We start from the raw sequence: 15,730 nt of genomic DNA, 5'->3' as shown, positions 1-15,730 counted from the left end.
GGGGTGCTGGGATGATCGCCCTCATCGCACGCCGCGCAGTCGCCTCGCTCGCCATTCTGGTGCTGGTGACCTTCCTCGTCTTCCTGGTGGTTTATTTCAGCCCGGGAGACCCGGTGGCGATCATGCTCGGCCGCGACGCCTCGGGCGAGACCGCCGACCAGATCCGCCGCGATCTCGGCCTCGACAGACCCTTCCTCGTCCAGTATGGCGCCTGGCTGTGGGGCCTGCTGGGCGGCCATTTCGGCACATCGATCACCATGCATGTGCCGGTGCTCGACATCCTCGTCCCCGCCTACGTCAACACCTTCATCCTGGCCCTGGCGAGTCTGGTGATCGCCTTGACCGTCGGCGTCCTGCTCGGCGTGCTCTCCGGCCTGCGGGCCGGGGGCTGGTTCGACCGGCTGGCGGCCGCAATCAGCGAGGGCCTCGCGGCGACGCCGGTGTTCTGGCTCGGAATCATGCTGATCTGGCTGGTCTCCAAGCAGCTGCGCTGGCTGCCTTCATCGGGCATGTACAATCTCAGGGGCTCCCATTCCCTGGCCGATCTTCTCACCCATCTCGTCCTGCCGGCCTTCTCGGCCGCCGTGCTCGCCATCGCCATCATCATGCGCCTGACGCGCGCCAGCGTCATCGACGCGCTCAATGCCGATTATGCCAGGATGTTCGCCTCGGCCGGCATGTCGACGCCGAGGCTGCTGTTCACCCAGATCGCCCGCAATATCCTGGCGCCGATCGTCAGCATCGGCGGGCTGCAATTCGGCACGCTGTTCGGCGGCGTCATCTTCGTGGAGACGGTGTTCGCCTGGCCCGGCCTCAGCGCCCAGCTCTACAACGCCATCACCGCCCATGACATCCCGGTCATCCAGACCGGCGTCCTGATGATTGCCGCGACCTTCATCGTGATCAACCTGATCGTCGACCTCGCCCTGGTCTGGCTCAATCCACGAGCAAGAGCCTGATGTCGCTCTCCCAAGCCTCGAATTCCCTCGGGCCATCCCCCACCGACGCGCCCATACGGCGACGCTGGATCAATCGCGGCGTCATCGGCCTTGCGATCATCGTCGCGGTGGTCGGCCTGGCAGCCCTGGCGCCCCTGATCTCGCCTTATGATCCCGACATCGGCGAAGGCGCCCTCCGGCTCGCACCGCCCGGCACGCCGGGCCATTTGCTCGGGCTCGACGGCCAGGGGCGCGACATCCTCTCCCGCCTGATCTGGGGCGCGCGCCTGTCCCTGATCGCCAGCATCGTCCCGGTCGCCATCGCCTTCATCGTCAGCCTTGGCCTTGGCCTCGCCGCCGGCTTCGCGCGCAAGCCTCTGGGCGAGGTGATCATGCGCGGCATCGACGTGCTCTTCGCCTTTCCGATGATCCTGTTTGCGATCGCCATCGCCGCCATGCTCGGCCCGGGCCTCACCACCATCATCGCCACCATCGCGCTGTCGCTGGTTCCCTATATGACGCGCGTGGTCTATTTCGCGGTGCTGGCGGAAACCGGGCGCGAATATCTGGATGCGGCGCGCCTGCTCGGCGCCGGCCGGACGGCCATCCTGTTCGGCGAGCTCCTGCCCAACGTGCTCTCGCCCGCCATCATCTACGCCACCACGCTGATCGGGCCGATGATCGGCTTTTCCTCCGGCCTCAGCTTTCTCGGACTCGGCATCCAGCCACCCTTGGCCGATTGGGGGCGGATGACCGTGGATGGCGTCGGCGTGTTCGCCGAGGGCGCGCCGCATGTGGTGATTGTCCCCGGCGTCGCCATCATCGTCGTCTCGCTGGCCTTCAACTGGCTCGGCAGTGGCCTGCGGAACTGGCTGGATCCTCATCACCACGCGTAATCGCACTCGTTGAAGGAGCGGCCATGTCGATCATTGCCCCCATTGCGCATCACAAGGTTCAAGCGTCGCCAGGCCCTTCGGATCTTTTGCGCCTCGCAGATCTGCACGTCACCATCACCACACCCCGCCGCACCATCAAGGCCGTCAGGGGCGTCGACCTCAATCTCCAGGCCGGCGAGATTCTCGCCCTCGTCGGCGAGTCCGGCTCGGGAAAGACCATGACGGCGGCCTCCATCGTCGGCCTGCTGCCGCGTCCTGCCGCCCGGATTACGCAAGGGCGCATCCTCTTCCAGGGCCGGGATCTGCTCGCTGCCGGCACGCGCGACCGCCAGCGCATCCTGCGCCAGGACATCGCCTTCATCGTCCAGAGCTCGCTGACCTCCCTGAACCCGACATCCACCATCGGCCGGCAGCTTGCCGACATGATCGCCTTCCGCAACGGGTTAGGCCGCAGCGAGGCCCGCCGCGAAGCTGTGCGCTGGCTTGGCGAAGTCGGCATCGAAGCGGCCGAACGCGTCATGGCCTCCTATCCGCACAGGCTGAGCGGCGGCATGCGCCAGCGCGTGCTGATCGCCATGGCGATCAACAGCCGCCCCAAGCTCATCATCGCCGACGAGCCGACGACGGCGCTCGACACAGCCACCCAAAAGCAGATCCTGGCCTTGCTGTCGCGGATCCGCGACAGCTATGGCACCGCCATCCTGCTGATCACCCATGATTTCGGCGTGGTGTCGTTCCTGAGCGACCGCATCGCGGTCATGCAGCAGGGACGCATCGTCGAGACCGGGCAGACCGCGCGGGTGCTTGCGGCACCTCAACATCCCTACACGGCGACACTGATTGACGCGGTGCCACGCCTGGACCATCCCCTGCCCCGCCCCATGCCCAGCGTGATCAGCGGGCAGGATCGGCCGGCCATCCTGGCCCGCGCAGCCGGACGATAAGCGATGGCGGCACCTCCCCTCCTCCAGGTCCGCGGCCTCACCCGCCGCTATAGCGTGCGCACCGGCCTGTTCGGCCCGCGGCACGAAGTCGTCGCCGTCGAGGATGTCGATTTCGCGATCGAACGCGGCGAGATCGTCGGCATCATCGGCGCCTCCGGTTCGGGCAAGTCGACGATCGGGCGCCTGCTGACCGGCCTCGACCAGCCCGACGGTGGCGAGATCCTGTTCGGCGGCGCCAGGATCGACAGGCTGTCCGACCAGGCGCGCCGACCCCTGCGCCGCCGTCTCCAGCTCGTGCTGCAGGATGCGTCCTCGGCCCTCAATCCGCGCCGACGCGTCGGCGTCCAGATTGCAACGCCGATGCTGCGGCTGGGCATCGCCGCCGACCGTGAGGACGCACGCGAGCGCACGTCCCGGCTCCTGCGCTTGGTGGGACTGAGCCCCGACGCGGCCGAGCGCTACCCGCATGAATTCTCCGGCGGCCAGCGCCAGCGCATCAACATCGCCCGCTCGCTCGGCGTCGAGGCCGAATGCCTGATTCTGGACGAGCCGACCTCCGCCCTCGACGTCTCCGTGCAGGCCCAGATTCTGGCGCTGCTGCTTGACCTCAAGCAGCAGCTCGGCCTGACCTATGTGTTCATCAGCCACAATCTGGCGGTGGTGCAGTCCTTCTGCGACCGCATCCTGGTGCTCGACAAGGGGCGCCTGGTGGAAAACCTGCCGTCCGGCACTATCACCAGGCAAGCCAGGGAGCCGGCCACCCGCCGCCTGCTGGAGGCAAACCTCTCCCTGTCCGGTTGAGGAGAATCCCGCGCGTCAGGCCATCCGGTGCAGCGACACGCTGGTCTTCGGGCCGTTCTTGATGGTCTGAAACACCACGCAATAGCGCTCGGTCAGCTTCAGCAACTGGTCAAGCCGTTCTTGCGGCGCCTCGGTGTCGACGTCGAAGCGAAGCCGGATCTCGGCAAAGCCGACCGGCGCCTCCCTGTCGACGCCCAGCGTGCCGCGAAAATCGAGGTCTCCCTCGGCGCTGACCTGGCCGGCCTTGAGAGGCAGGTCGATCGCCGTCGCCACCGATTTCAGCGTCACGCCGGCACAGGCCACCAGGGCTTCCAGCAGCATGTCGCCGGAGCACAGTTCCAGCCCGGATCCGCCAGTCGCCGGATGCAGGCCGGCGGTCGCCAGCGCCCGCCCGGTTTCAACCTTGCAGGCAATGCCCTCGCCATCGATCGAGCCCTTGGCTTTCAGGGTGATCAGCGCCGTCGTCGGGTCGGCGCGATAGCGCTCCTTGATCGGCGCCTGCATGGCGCGCAGTTCAGTCGAATCCATCTGTCCCTCCCGGACCATCACGATGTCGCGTTGGCGCGGACTATAGGCGCCGCACACCGCCTGGCAAATGCCTCTACCGTCCCCTGGGGTTCATCCCTGCAAGCCAGGCACCTTGCGATCCGCGCGATTTTGTCTGATGAAATTAAGTCAGCCTTCACCGACCCGATTGCAGAGCAGCCGGCGATCGCATTTGCCCGATGGCGAGAGGAGCACCATGTCGCGCCCGATTTTCGACCTCACCGGCCGCCGCGCCATCGTCACCGGTGCCAGCCGAGGTATCGGCCAGACCATCGCCGTGTCCCTGGCCGAGGCGGGCGCCGATGTCGCCGTGACGGCACGCCGGCTGGAGAATCTCGAAAGCACCCGCCAACTCGTCGAGGCAACGGGGCGCCGCTGCGTCGCCCTGGCCCAGGATGTCGCAGATGTCGAAGACTGCAACGCCGTGATCGGCCAGGCGGCCGAGACACTCGGCGGCCTCGACATCCTGGTCAACAATGCCGGCGTCGAGACCGTGCGCCCATCCTTGGACGTCGACGAGGCCTTGTGGGACAGCATCGTCTCGACCAACCTCAAGGGCGCCTTCTTCTGCTCGCAGGCAGCCGGCCGGATCATGGCCGGAGCTGATGGTGGGGGCCAAGGCGGAGCTATCGTCAATCTGTGCTCCCTCACCTCCTTCGTCGGCATTCCCACCGCGGTTCCCTACGGCGCCTCCAAATCCGGCCTGCTCGGGGTCACCCGCGCCCTCGCGGCCGAATGGGCTGTTCACCACATCCGGGTGAACGCGATCGCGCCCGGCTATTTCCGCACGGCCATGACCGAGGTGTTCTACCAGGACGAGGCGTGGCAGGGGCAGATGCTGGCGAAGATCCCGCAACGGCGCTTCGGCGAGCAGGCGGATATAGCGGGCGTCGCGGTGTTCCTGTGTTCGGATGCCGCGGCCTATGTCACCGGCCATTGCATCCCGGTCGATGGCGGCTATCTCGCCTCCATCTGATTCCGGGAGGAAGGCGCGTTCACGGGCGAACGCTTGCCCATTTTAACGTCGCGTTTCGACACGTCTTTGCGATTCAGGTGATTGCGTCTCATCGCAAAGCGCTTTGATCGCTTCAGCTTCGATCTTCATGCACTGCACAATAATTAGTCACAATAGCGGTGCGGGCAAGAATTGCGCAGACAGCGTTGACCGTATTTGTATGTAGCTGTATAGACAGCTTCGTGCTGCCATGAATTCGGCCTGCGGGACCGAACGCGGCAACCCGGGAAGACAGGGGAACGAAATGGAATCTGCGCCCCTCGGCAGCCGCCTGTCTGGCGGAGCGAGCTCCTTTGCCGTGTCCGTGAAGGACGTCGCCATGGTCTTTGGCGATGTCCATGCGGTCAAAAGCGCATCCTTCGACCTGCCCAAGGGAAAATTCCTCACCATTCTCGGCCCGTCCGGCTCGGGCAAGACCACGCTTTTGCGCATGGTGGCCGGCTTCGACGCGCCGACCCGCGGCGAGATCTTCATCAACGGCCGGCCCGTCAGCGCCGTGCCGGCGCATAAGCGGGCCATCGGCATGGTGTTCCAGAGGCTGGCGCTGTTCCCCCACATGACAGCCGCCGAAAACGTCGCCTTTCCCCTCAAGATGCGCCGCCACGATGCCCGCGGCATCGCCACCAAGGTGGAGCGCTATCTTGAGCTCGTGCGCCTCGGCGGCTATGGCGCGCGCCGCATCAACGAGTTGTCGGGCGGCCAGCAGCAACGCGTGGCGATCGCCCGCGCTTTGGTGTTCGAGCCCGACCTCCTGCTGCTCGATGAGCCGCTGGCCGCCCTCGATCGCAAGCTGCGCGAGGAAATGCAGCTGGAGTTCCGCCGTATCCAGAAGGAGCTCGGGGTGACGACGATCAACGTCACCCACGACCAGCGCGAGGCCCTGGTGGTCTCCGACGAGATCATCGTGATGAATGGCGGCCAGATCCAGCAGAAGGCCCGCCCGCTCGACGCCTACCGGACGCCGGCCAACGCCTTCGTCGCCAATTTCATCGGCGTCACCAATTTCATCGAGGGCGTCGCCGGTGCCGCGACAGCCTCCACCCTGGCCTTCACCAGTGCGGGTCGCAGCCTGGTCGGCGTAGCAGCCAATCCCGCCGAACCGCCGGCTCCCGGACAGGCCTGCCAGGGCGCGGTCAGGGCCGAGCAGGTCCGGATCGCGCCGAGCGCGGCGAAGCTGCAGGGCCTCGAGACCATCGTGGACGGCGTGGTCGAGGATTCCATCTTCGAGGGCGAGCGCATCGTCTACGAAATACGGGTTCCGGCTCTCGACGGCGCACTGCTGCGGGTCTTCGATCACGATCCCATCGCGCATCAGCAATTCGACCCGGGCGAGGCCGTCAGCCTGGGATGGAATGCCAAGGATATGCATGTCTTCAAGAAGTGACGCCAAGTCCAAGAAGTGACCCGAGAAGGTCCGATCCAGAGGAGAACCAGTGATGTCACAAGATCAGTTCCTGTCGGTTGAGATCCGCCGGCGCACTTTGCTCGCCTCCCTGCTGGCGGCGGGCGCGACGGCCGCGTTGGGCACGGGCCGGGCCATGGCCGCCGAGCCCGAAAAGCCCTCCGAAATCATCGTGCGCGCCTGGGGCGGCAGCTGGGTCGACGCCCTGAAGGCGGGTGTCTCGGACAGCTTCACCAAGAAGACCGGCATCGCCGTGCGCCACGATTTGACCGAGGACAACGAAATCCAGCCCAAGCTGTGGGCAGCCGTGGCCCAGAAGCGTACCCCGCCGATCCATGTGAACTGGGACACCACCACCAATGCCACCAAATCGGCGCTGCGCGGCGTGACCGAGGATCTTTCCGACCTGCCCAACCTCAAGAACACCACCGAGCTTGCCAAGCCCGTCGGCCTCGACGGCTATCCGATCGTCAACACCTATGGCTATGTCTATGTGCTGGCCTATCGGCCATCGGCCTTCCCCAACGGAGCGCCCAAATCCTGGAAGGATCTGCTCGATCCCAAGCTGAAGCGCCGCATCGCGCTCTACAATGACGGCATCGGCTTCCATTTCCCTGCCCAGATCGCCGGCGGCGGCAAGCTGGAGGATATTCCGGCCAACATGCAGGCGGCCTGGGACTTCATCGCCAAGGTGAAGGAGCAGCAGCCCTTGCTGGGCGAGGATCCCGATTTCACCACCTGGTTCCAGAAGGGCGAGATCGACGCGGCCTGCACCATTTCCACCAATGCGCGCGAGGCCAAGAAGAACGGCATCGACCTCGCCTGGGTGGTGCCGGAGGAAGGCGCCAAGTTCGACACGGACGGGCTGTGGATTCCCAAAGGCCTGCCGGAGAACGAGCTCTATTGGGCCAAGCAGTACATCAACCACGCCTTGACCAAGGACGCCCAGCAGATCTGGCTCGACGGCCTGGGCCTGCCGGGCGTGGTACCCGGTCTCACCCCGCCGGCCGATCTCGTCAACAACCCCGCCTATCCGACCAAGGAAGAGGATTTCAAGCACCTCATCCGCATCTCGTCGCGGACGCAGGTAGAGAACGAGAGCAAGTGGTTCGCCAAGTTCAAGGAAATCATGCAGGGGTGAGACAAACCAGCCTTCTCCCCTCGCGGGATCTGGCACTTCCCATGGAAGTGCCTTAGGTCCCGGCAGGGGGATGAGGGGTGTTGGCAGATACCTTGCAAGGTTGCGTATCTCCCCTCATCCGACCTCGCTACGCTCGGCCACCTTCTCCCATAAGGGGAGAAGGCAGATTCCATCGAGGACCGACAGGATGCGCTCTTCGCGTGCCGCCTATCCCCTGACCTGGCGCATCATGGATGCGCTCGAGCGCCTGGCTGCCCGGGTGTGGCCGTCGAGCTTCAAGGCCGGGCTGCCCTATCTGATGCTGCTGCCCGCGCTCGTATTGGTCGGCCTCCTCGTGCTCGGCCTGATCCAGATGGGCGATGCCAGCCTGCGCGTCCTCGACACCAGCACCTTCCTGATGTCGGAGAACTACACGCTCGCCAACTACCAGCGCGTGGTGAGCGAAAGCTTCTTCACCGCCGTGGCCGGGCGCAGCCTGATGGGCGCCGTCATCGTGACGACAGCCACGCTGATCCTGGCCTTCCCCTATGCCTATCTGATGGTGCGCACGCCGTCCTCCGGCTTGCGCAAGTTCCTTCTGGTCGCGCTGTTCCTACCCTTCTTCATCGGCCAGGTGGTGCGCGCCTATGGCTGGCTGATCATTCTGGGCAATCAGGGCATGGTCAACGAGGCCCTCGGCCTGGTCGGCGTGGCGCCCATGCGCCTGCTCTACAACTATCCCGCCGTCCTCTTCGGCCTGGTCCAATACATGTTGCCCTTCGCCGTGCTGATGCTGGCGCCGGCCCTGACGGCGATACCGGCGGAACTGGAAGCCGCTGCCAGTTCACTCGGCGCGGGCTGGGTGCGGACCTTCCGCCATATCGTCCTGCCCCTCGCCCGTCCGGGCCTCGTCGGCGCCGGCCTCGTCGTCGTCACCCTCTCGCTGACCGATTTCGCGGTGCCCGCCATCCTGGGCGGCGGCACGCAGGACTTCATCGCCAACGCCATCTACGACCAGTTCTTCCGCACCTCCGACCAGGGCCTGGGCGCCACGCTCTCGCTGATGCTGGTGGCGGTCGGTTCCATTCTCGTCGGCGTGGTGTTCATGCTGTTCGGCGCCGGCACTCTGGCGATGACCGGAGAACGCAAATGACCGGCAGCACCAGCAAGTCCATCGTGATCTGGGGCTTCGTGATCGCAGCGCTGGTGATGCTGTCGGCGCCGACCATCGTGGTGCTGGGTGCCTCCTTCACCGCGGGCAACATCATCACCTTCCCGCCCGAGGGCTTCTCCTTGCGCTGGTACGGTGCCATCGCCCAGGCAACCGATCTGCGCCAGGCCTTTGTGCGCTCGCTGATCGTGGCGACGATCTGCACCCTCATCGCGGTACCCGTCGGCACGCTGGCCGGCATCGCGCTCGCCAAATACAGGATCCGCTTCGAGCGCTCGATCCAGGTCTATCTGCTCCTGCCCTTCACCATCCCGCTGATCGGCTCGGGCATCGGCATGATGCTGGTCTTCGGCAATCTCGGCGTGCTCGGCCGGCTCTGGCCCGTCGGCATCGCCTGCTGCGTGATCAACCTGCCCTTCATGATCTGGGCGGTCACGGCCAGCGCCAGCAATCTCAGCCCGGACCTGGAACTGGCTGCGGCCAATTGCGGTGCGCCGCCCTTGCAGCGCTTCATCTACATCACTTTGCCCGCGGTGCTGCCGGGGATCATCACCGGTTCGCTCCTGATGTTCATCCTCGCCCTCAACGAGTTCCTGGTCAGCCTGCTGCTGGTGGATGCGCGTTCCGTCACGCTGCCGGTGCAGATCTACAACTCCATCCGCTCCATCATCACGCCGGACCTCGCCGCCATTTCCGTCGTCTTCATCGCCTGCGCCGGCCTCGCCATCGCGCTGCTCGATCGGCTCGTCGGCCTCGACATCTTCCTCAAATCCAAATGACGTCAAAGGCCGCCAGCGGCCGCGTATCCAGGACAGAACGATGACCTCAGCCCGCTTCTACGACTATGCCAGCCTCAGCGCGGAGGAGAAGGCCGCCCTGTTGCGCCGTTCGGAAACGGACATTTCCAAATTCATCGAGAAGGTCGCGCCGATCCTCGAGGCGGTCAGGACCGAGGGCGATGCCGCGCTGGCCCGCTTCGGCCGGGAACTGGACAGGGCCGAGGTGAGCGAGGCCAACCTCAAGGTCATGCCGGCCGAATTCGATGCCGCCTTCAAGCAGGTCGATGGCGACGTCATCCAGGCGATCACCTTCGGCATCGACAATATCCGCCGCTTCCATGAGGAGCAGAAGCCCGAGGCCATGTGGCTGAAGGAAATCCGGCCGGGCGCCTATGCCGGCGACCGCTTCACCCCGATCCAGTCGGTCGCCCTCTATGTGCCGCGCGGCAAGGGTTCCTTCCCATCCGTGACCATGATGACCTCGGTTCCGGCCGTGGTCGCCGGCGTTCCCAACCTTGCCATCGTCACGCCGCCGGCGCCCGACGGCTCGGTCGATGCGGCCACGCTGGTCGCCGCGAGGCTCGCGGGAGTGGAGACCGTCTACAAGGTCGGCGGCGCACAGGCGGTCGCGGCCGTCGCCTATGGCACCGAGACCGTCAAGCCGGCCCTCAAGATCGTCGGCCCCGGCAGCCCCTGGGTCGTTGCCGCCAAGCGCCTATTGTCGGGCGTCATCGATACCGGCCTGCCGGCCGGTCCCTCCGAGGTGATGATCCTAGCCGATGACACCGTGCATGGCGGCCTCGCCGCACTCGATTTGCTGATCGAGGCCGAGCACGGGCCGGATTCCTCGGCCTATCTGGTCACCCATAGCCGCCGGGTTGCCGAAGAGGCGCTCGCCGCGCTGCCCGAGCATTGGGCCCGCATGACCGAGCAGCGCGTCACCTTCTCCAAGGCCGTGCTGACGGGCAGCACCGGCGGCGTGGTGCTGACCTCCTCGATCGAGGAGAGCTACCAGTTCGTCAATGACTATGCGCCCGAGCACCTGGAAATCCTGTCCGAGGAGCCCTTCATCCATCTCGGCCACATCACCGAGGCCGCCGAGATCCTGATGGGGACGCACACGCCGGTCAGCATCGCCAATTTCTCGCTCGGGCCGAATGCCGTGCTCCCGACCAGCCGCTGGGCCCGCACCTACGGTCCGCTTTCGGTGACCGATTTCGTCAAGCGTTCTTCGATCGGCTATGTCACCGCGCCGGCCTATGCCGAATTCGCCCGCCACTCCCACAAGCTGGCGCTCTATGAGGGCTTTTCCTCCCATGCCAATGCCGTCTCGCCGATCCGCGAGGCCTATCTGAAGAAGAAGGGCGGCTGAGCGATGAAGGCGGTCCGGCTGTACGATGTCAGGGACCTGCGCGTGGAGGCGGTCGAGGCCCCCTCTTCCCCGCCGCCCGGCCATGTCAATCTCGCAGTCAGGGCCGCCGGCATCTGCGGCTCGGACCTGCACAATTATCGGACCGGCCAATGGATCACCCGCCGCCCCTCGGTTGCAGGCCACGAGTTCTGCGGCCGTGTGACGGCGATCGGTGAGGGTGTGAGCGGGTTTGCGGTCGGTGATGTCGTCGTCGCAGATTCGAGATTCTGGTGCGGAAATTGCGCCGCCTGTGCCGACGGGCGGCACAATGTCTGCGAGAATCTCGGCTTCGTCGGCGAGGCCTGCGACGGAGGCTTTGCGGATGCCGTGCAATTGCCGGCCCGGTTACTCGTGCCGCACGCGCCTTCGCTGCCGCCGCGGATCGCCGCCATGGCCGAGCCGCTGGCAGTGGCGCTGCACGCGGTACGGCGCCTCGCCGCATCGCGCGGCGAGCCGGTCCTCGTGGTCGGCTGCGGCACGATCGGAGGATTGTGCGCCCTGCTGCTCGCCCATCTGCACGATGGCCCCATTCTGCTCAGCGAACCCAACGCCGCGCGCGCCGACTTGGTGTCCGCCCTGAGCGGAGGCAGGCGGGTCGACCTGGCGGCCGACGACATCGCCGCTGCGCTTGGGGAGCGGCGACTGCGTCATGCCATCGATGCGACGGGACATGCCGGGGCAATCGCCACGACGCTCGGCCTCCTCTCCGGCGCGGGGGCTCTCTGCCTGGTCGGCATCGGCCACGGCAGGCTGGACCTCGACCCCACCCAGCTGGTCGAACGCGAGATCGCCTTGATCGGCTGCCACGCCTTCGCCGACGACGAGCTTGTGCAGGCCACCTCGCTGCTGGGTCAGTTGCAAGGGGCGCTGGAACAACTCTGCGAAGTCCTGCCAGCCCTGGACGAGATCCCGGCGGCCTATGAGCGTTTGCTGGCCGGTCCAAGCGCGAAACTGAAAACCATCGTCCAGTTCACGGATTAGCAGGCCTTATTTTCCCGATTGCATGACCCGACAGGCTTTCTCGACACCCCCAAGCAGGAGACAGGACCATGGACGTTCTTTCCGACTCCGCCTCTCCCCTCTACGAGAAGGTCAAGGACTTCGTCCTCGGCAACATCACCAGCGGCAAATGGGGGCGCCATGCGCGGCTGCCTTCGGAGCACGACCTCGTCGCAGCTCTCGGCGTCTCGCGCATGACCGTGCACCGGGCCTTGCGCGAGCTGACGGTGCAGGGGCATTTGCGCCGCATTCCTGGAGTCGGCACCTTCGTGGCGCCGCCTAAACCGCAATCGACGCTCATCGAGATCAGCAATATCGCCACCGAGATCAAGGCGCGCGGCAGCCGCCATCGCGCCGAGGTCGTCACGCTCGAACGCATATCGCAGCCCACGCCCGAACTGATGATCGCCTTCGAATTCGAGGCGATCAAGCCGGTCGACCACTCGATCGTCATCCATTTCGAGAACGGCGTGCCGGTGCAGCTCGAGGAGCGCTACGTCAACACCGATCTGGTCAGCGGCTATCTCGACCAGGACTACACGGTTGCGGCGACCTACGAATATCTGCAGCAATCGACGCCGCTCACCGAGGTGGAGCATCTGATCAGCGCCTTGCCGGCGGGGGAGGAAACTGCGCGCCTGCTCCATATCCGCCCCGGCGACAGCTGCCTCGTCCTGCACCGCAAGACCTTCTCGGGGCCGGTTGTCGCGACCGTGAACACCTTCACCTATGTCGGCAGCCGCTATTCGCTGGGCAGCCGTTACCTTCATACAGGAGCAGAGCGTGTTCATGACTGAACGCCTGCTCGCTGTTCCTCGACACCCTCGATCCCATCACGGCGTAATTCCATGCAATTGGTGAACGTGCACGACTATCGGGAGGCGGCCCGCCGCCGCCTCCCGAAGATCTTCTTCGACTATATCGATGGCGGATCCTTCGAGGAGGATACGCTTCGGGCCAATCGCGACGATTTTGCCCGGCTGACGCTTCGCCAGAACGTACTGGTGGAGCCGCGTGAGCAGGACCTCTCCACGCATTATCTCGGCATGCGCTATCCCCTGCCCTTCATGCTGGGGCCGGTCGGCTTCCTCGGCCTCTATGCCGGCAAAGGCGAGGAGAAGGCGGCCCTGGCGGCGCGTGAGGCGGGGATCGCGCTCTGCCTTTCCAACTTCTCCATCGCCTCGCTCGCCGATGTCAGGCGAGCGAGCAAGGGCGTGCTCCACTTCCAGCTCTATATGCTCGACGACCGCTCGCTTTGTGAGGAGCTCCTGGAAGGAGCCCGCGCCGCCGGCGCCGACACGCTGTTCGTGACCGTCGACACCGCGATCACCGGCATCCGGGAACGCGACGTCCGCAACGGCTTCCGTTCGCTGACGCGGGTGACGCCGGGGCTTTTCCTTGGTCTCGCCCGCAAGCCGGGCTGGCTTCTCGACGTGGCCGCGGGCGGCATGCCCAGCGTCCGGGCGATCGAGCACCGGCGCGAATTTGGGCGCGGCGCGCTCGAACAGGCCGCCAATCTCTCGCGTCACATCGACAAGACGGTGTCGTGGAAGGACATGGCCTGGCTGCGCGAGCGCTGGCAGGGCAGGCTGGTCGTCAAGGGCGTTCTCGCCCCCGAGGATGCTGAGCGGGCCAAGGCGATCGGCCTGGACGGCGTGGTGATCTCCAACCATGGCGGACGCCAGCTCGACGGCGCATCGAGTACCATCGCGGCCCTGCCCGCCATCCGCCGGGCTGTTGGTCCCGACTTCTGCCTGATGCTCGATGGCGGCATTCGCCGCGGCGCCGACATCATCAAGGCCATCGGGCTCGGCGCCGACGGTGTCATGTTGGGCCGGGCCTATACCTATGGCCTCGCCGCCGCGGGTCAGGCCGGGGTCGCCGACGTGATCGACATCCTCACCCGGGAAGTCTCGATCACGCTGGCGCTAATGGGCATCGCTTCGATCGACGAACTGAAGTCGCTCGGCACGAAGGCCGTCATTCCGGCTGATTGCCCGTAATGTGCTGCATCACTTCGTGGAGAAGGCAAGTCGCGCCTTAACCGTCGCGATCTGAGTTATGTGGCTTCCACCCTCACGCCTCGGCCCTGTCCACCCGGCGCGCCAGGAGCTTGTCGATGCGGCGGTCGTCCATGTCGATGATCTCGAATACCCAGCCGCCATAATCGAACTGCTCGCCGACATCCGGCAGGTGGCCGAGCTGCGAGAGCGCAAAGCCGGCAATGGTGTGGAAGTCGCGGTCCTGCGGCCGCGTATGCAGTTGCAGCCGGTCGAATGCGGCATAGGCCGGCATCATGCCGTCGATCAGCAGGGAGCCGTCCTGGCGCTCGACGATATCGGGCTCTTCCCCCTCGACCTCGGGCATGTCGCCCGCCATCGCCTCGAGCAGGTCCGTCTGGGTGACGATGCCTTCGAGGCCACCATATTCGTCGACGATGAGGGCAAGCCTGATCGGGGTCCGCTTGAACTGGTCGAGCACCCGGAAGATCGGCATGGCCTCATGCACGATGATCGGCTGGCGGATGGCGGCAAGCGGATCGAGCCTCTCGCCATCCAGTACCCGGTCGAGCAGGTCCTGCTTGACGATCATGCCAAGCGGCTCGTCGATATTGCCGCGCCCCACCAGGAGATGGTCGTGACGACATTCGCGGATGATGCGCAGAGTCTCCTTGGGATCGTCGTCGATATCGACCCAGTCGATCTCGCGCCGTGGGGTCATGATATCGCTGATGCGGCGCCCGCCGATGCTGAGCACGCGCACCATCACCTCCTCCTGGGCATCCTGCAGGATGCCGGCATCCTGGCTGGCCCGGACCAGCAATTTGAGTTCCTCGGGCGAATGCAGCGATTCCTCTCCGGAACCGGGCTGCAATCCACACGCCCGCAGCACCAAATTGCCGAGGCCGTTCAGCATGAGGATGGCCGGGCGCAGCAGGAACAGGAACAATCCCAGCGGCCTGACGATCCATAGCGCGGTTCCCTCGCTGCGCTGCAGGGCCAGGCTCTTGGGCGCGAGCTCGCCCAGGACGATGTGGAGAGCCGTAATGATCACGAAGGCGATGGCGACGGCAATGGCGTGCGCGCCGACGGTGGCGATCCCACCAGGCAGCCAGCCGAGCAGCGGTTCGATGAGGTGGGCAAGTGCCGGCTCGCCGATCCAGCCCAGGGCCAGGGACGAGATGGTGATGCCGAGCTGGGTTGCCGCCAGATTGGCGTCGAGATTGTCGATGGCGCGCAACAGCGGCCGGGCATTCGTCCGCCCCGCCGCGGCAAGTTCGGCCACCCTGCTGCGGCGAACCGCGACGAGCGAGAATTCGGCCGCCACGAAAAACCCGTTGGCGGCGACGAGAGCGAAGACGGCTAGTACCCTCAACAAATCCATGACGAGAGCACCGTCGTCGGAACCGGACATCATCTCCCCTTCCGCGCCACAGGCGCGGTCCTTTCACAAAACGATCTCTCCTAGCATCGCCGCTCTGAAGCCGGGAGGCAAACCGCTCCTCGTCAAGGCTGTGCGAAACCCCGTGGAAAGGAGAAGTCACCCGCCGCCATGCGCCTGGAAATCCAGCCCCCTCCGGATGACAGCAGATCGCGCCCGCTGCCGGCAGCTTCGTTGTTGACTTAAACAATCTCCATGATAACTTTTGGAATGTTATGAAAAAATATGAGAGAAAAATACCAACACCCGGAGGAAAATAGCCTGGCC

At 65.5% G+C, this 15,730-nt stretch carries 15 protein-coding genes; 13 read left to right on the top strand and 2 right to left on the bottom strand.

Going from position 1 to position 15,730, the window contains the following annotated elements; genetic code table 11:
- Positions 1 to 11: 11 nt before the first annotated feature.
- Genes ACN6KF_RS26925 through ACN6KF_RS26910 form a run of 4 tightly spaced genes read left to right on the top strand, consistent with a single transcriptional unit; the run spans position 12 to position 3,579 of the window.
- Positions 12 to 959 carry an ABC transporter permease gene (locus ACN6KF_RS26925; protein ID WP_434959991.1) on the top strand — a complete coding sequence of 316 codons (948 nt, stop codon included), beginning with the start codon at positions 12 to 14 and terminating at the stop codon, positions 957 to 959.
- Positions 959 to 1,834 carry an ABC transporter permease gene (locus ACN6KF_RS26920; protein WP_434959990.1) on the top strand — a complete coding sequence of 292 codons (876 nt, stop codon included), beginning with the start codon at positions 959 to 961 and terminating at the stop codon, positions 1,832 to 1,834. The genes ACN6KF_RS26925 and ACN6KF_RS26920 overlap by 1 nt, the downstream gene beginning before the upstream one ends.
- A gap of 23 nt (positions 1,835 to 1,857) precedes the next feature.
- Positions 1,858 to 2,778: an ABC transporter ATP-binding protein gene (locus ACN6KF_RS26915; RefSeq protein WP_434959989.1), complete on the top strand. Its 921-nt coding sequence runs from the start codon at positions 1,858 to 1,860 to the stop codon at positions 2,776 to 2,778.
- A gap of 3 nt (positions 2,779 to 2,781) precedes the next feature.
- Complete coding sequence (locus ACN6KF_RS26910) at positions 2,782 to 3,579, top strand: ATP-binding cassette domain-containing protein (protein ID WP_434959988.1); 798 nt, start codon at positions 2,782 to 2,784, stop codon at positions 3,577 to 3,579.
- Between the two features lie 15 nt (positions 3,580 to 3,594).
- On the opposite strand, the gene ACN6KF_RS26905 is transcribed toward ACN6KF_RS26910, so the two are convergent.
- Positions 3,595 to 4,107, bottom strand: a complete 513-nt coding sequence (locus ACN6KF_RS26905) for an OsmC family protein (RefSeq protein ID WP_434959987.1) — start codon at positions 4,105 to 4,107, stop codon at positions 3,595 to 3,597.
- Between the two features lie 214 nt (positions 4,108 to 4,321).
- Here ACN6KF_RS26905 and ACN6KF_RS26900 point away from each other — a divergent pair, with 214 nt between their 5' ends.
- The 9 genes from ACN6KF_RS26900 (at position 4,322) to ACN6KF_RS26860 (ending at position 14,025) form a co-directional block, all read left to right on the top strand.
- Positions 4,322 to 5,101 (top strand): SDR family NAD(P)-dependent oxidoreductase, encoded by a 780-nt coding sequence (locus ACN6KF_RS26900; protein ID WP_434959986.1) that lies wholly within the window; start codon positions 4,322 to 4,324, stop codon positions 5,099 to 5,101.
- 283 nt (positions 5,102 to 5,384) lie between these two features.
- The gene (locus tag ACN6KF_RS26895) at positions 5,385 to 6,524 is read left to right on the top strand and encodes an ABC transporter ATP-binding protein (RefSeq protein ID WP_434959985.1); all 1,140 of its coding nucleotides are present in this window, start codon (positions 5,385 to 5,387) and stop codon (positions 6,522 to 6,524) included.
- A 52-nt stretch (positions 6,525 to 6,576) separates the two neighbouring features.
- On the top strand, positions 6,577 to 7,683 hold the full coding sequence (locus tag ACN6KF_RS26890; RefSeq protein WP_434959984.1) for an ABC transporter substrate-binding protein: 1,107 nt from the start codon (positions 6,577 to 6,579) through the stop codon (positions 7,681 to 7,683).
- Positions 7,684 to 7,870: 187 nt separating this feature from the next.
- Positions 7,871 to 8,815, top strand: coding sequence for an ABC transporter permease (locus ACN6KF_RS26885; protein ID WP_434959983.1), 945 nt, complete (start codon positions 7,871 to 7,873; stop codon positions 8,813 to 8,815).
- On the top strand, positions 8,812 to 9,612 hold the full coding sequence (locus ACN6KF_RS26880; RefSeq protein ID WP_434959982.1) for an ABC transporter permease: 801 nt from the start codon (positions 8,812 to 8,814) through the stop codon (positions 9,610 to 9,612). The genes ACN6KF_RS26885 and ACN6KF_RS26880 overlap by 4 nt, the downstream gene beginning before the upstream one ends.
- A gap of 40 nt (positions 9,613 to 9,652) precedes the next feature.
- Entirely contained in the window at positions 9,653 to 10,984 is a 1,332-nt protein-coding gene (gene hisD, locus ACN6KF_RS26875; RefSeq protein ID WP_434959981.1) for a histidinol dehydrogenase, read from the top strand.
- A gap of 3 nt (positions 10,985 to 10,987) precedes the next feature.
- Positions 10,988 to 12,004, top strand: coding sequence for a zinc-dependent alcohol dehydrogenase (locus tag ACN6KF_RS26870; RefSeq protein WP_434959980.1), 1,017 nt, complete (start codon positions 10,988 to 10,990; stop codon positions 12,002 to 12,004).
- Positions 12,005 to 12,072: 68 nt separating this feature from the next.
- Positions 12,073 to 12,819 (top strand): histidine utilization repressor, encoded by a 747-nt coding sequence (gene hutC / locus ACN6KF_RS26865; protein WP_434959979.1) that lies wholly within the window; start codon positions 12,073 to 12,075, stop codon positions 12,817 to 12,819.
- 51 nt (positions 12,820 to 12,870) lie between these two features.
- Positions 12,871 to 14,025 carry an alpha-hydroxy acid oxidase gene (locus ACN6KF_RS26860; protein ID WP_434959978.1) on the top strand — a complete coding sequence of 385 codons (1,155 nt, stop codon included), beginning with the start codon at positions 12,871 to 12,873 and terminating at the stop codon, positions 14,023 to 14,025.
- A 73-nt stretch (positions 14,026 to 14,098) separates the two neighbouring features.
- On the opposite strand, the gene ACN6KF_RS26855 is transcribed toward ACN6KF_RS26860, so the two are convergent.
- A complete protein-coding gene (locus ACN6KF_RS26855; protein WP_434961310.1) occupies positions 14,099 to 15,436 on the bottom strand; it encodes a hemolysin family protein in 1,338 nt (445 codons plus the stop codon).
- Between the last annotated feature and the right edge of the window lie 294 nt (positions 15,437 to 15,730).

The sequence above is a fragment of the Labrys methylaminiphilus subsp. lupini genome (assembly GCF_051161885.1).
GTDB lineage: Bacteria > Pseudomonadota > Alphaproteobacteria > Rhizobiales > Labraceae > Labrys.
The sequence above is the reverse complement of the archived record's forward strand: the minus strand, read 5'-3'. Positions and strand labels throughout refer to the sequence as shown.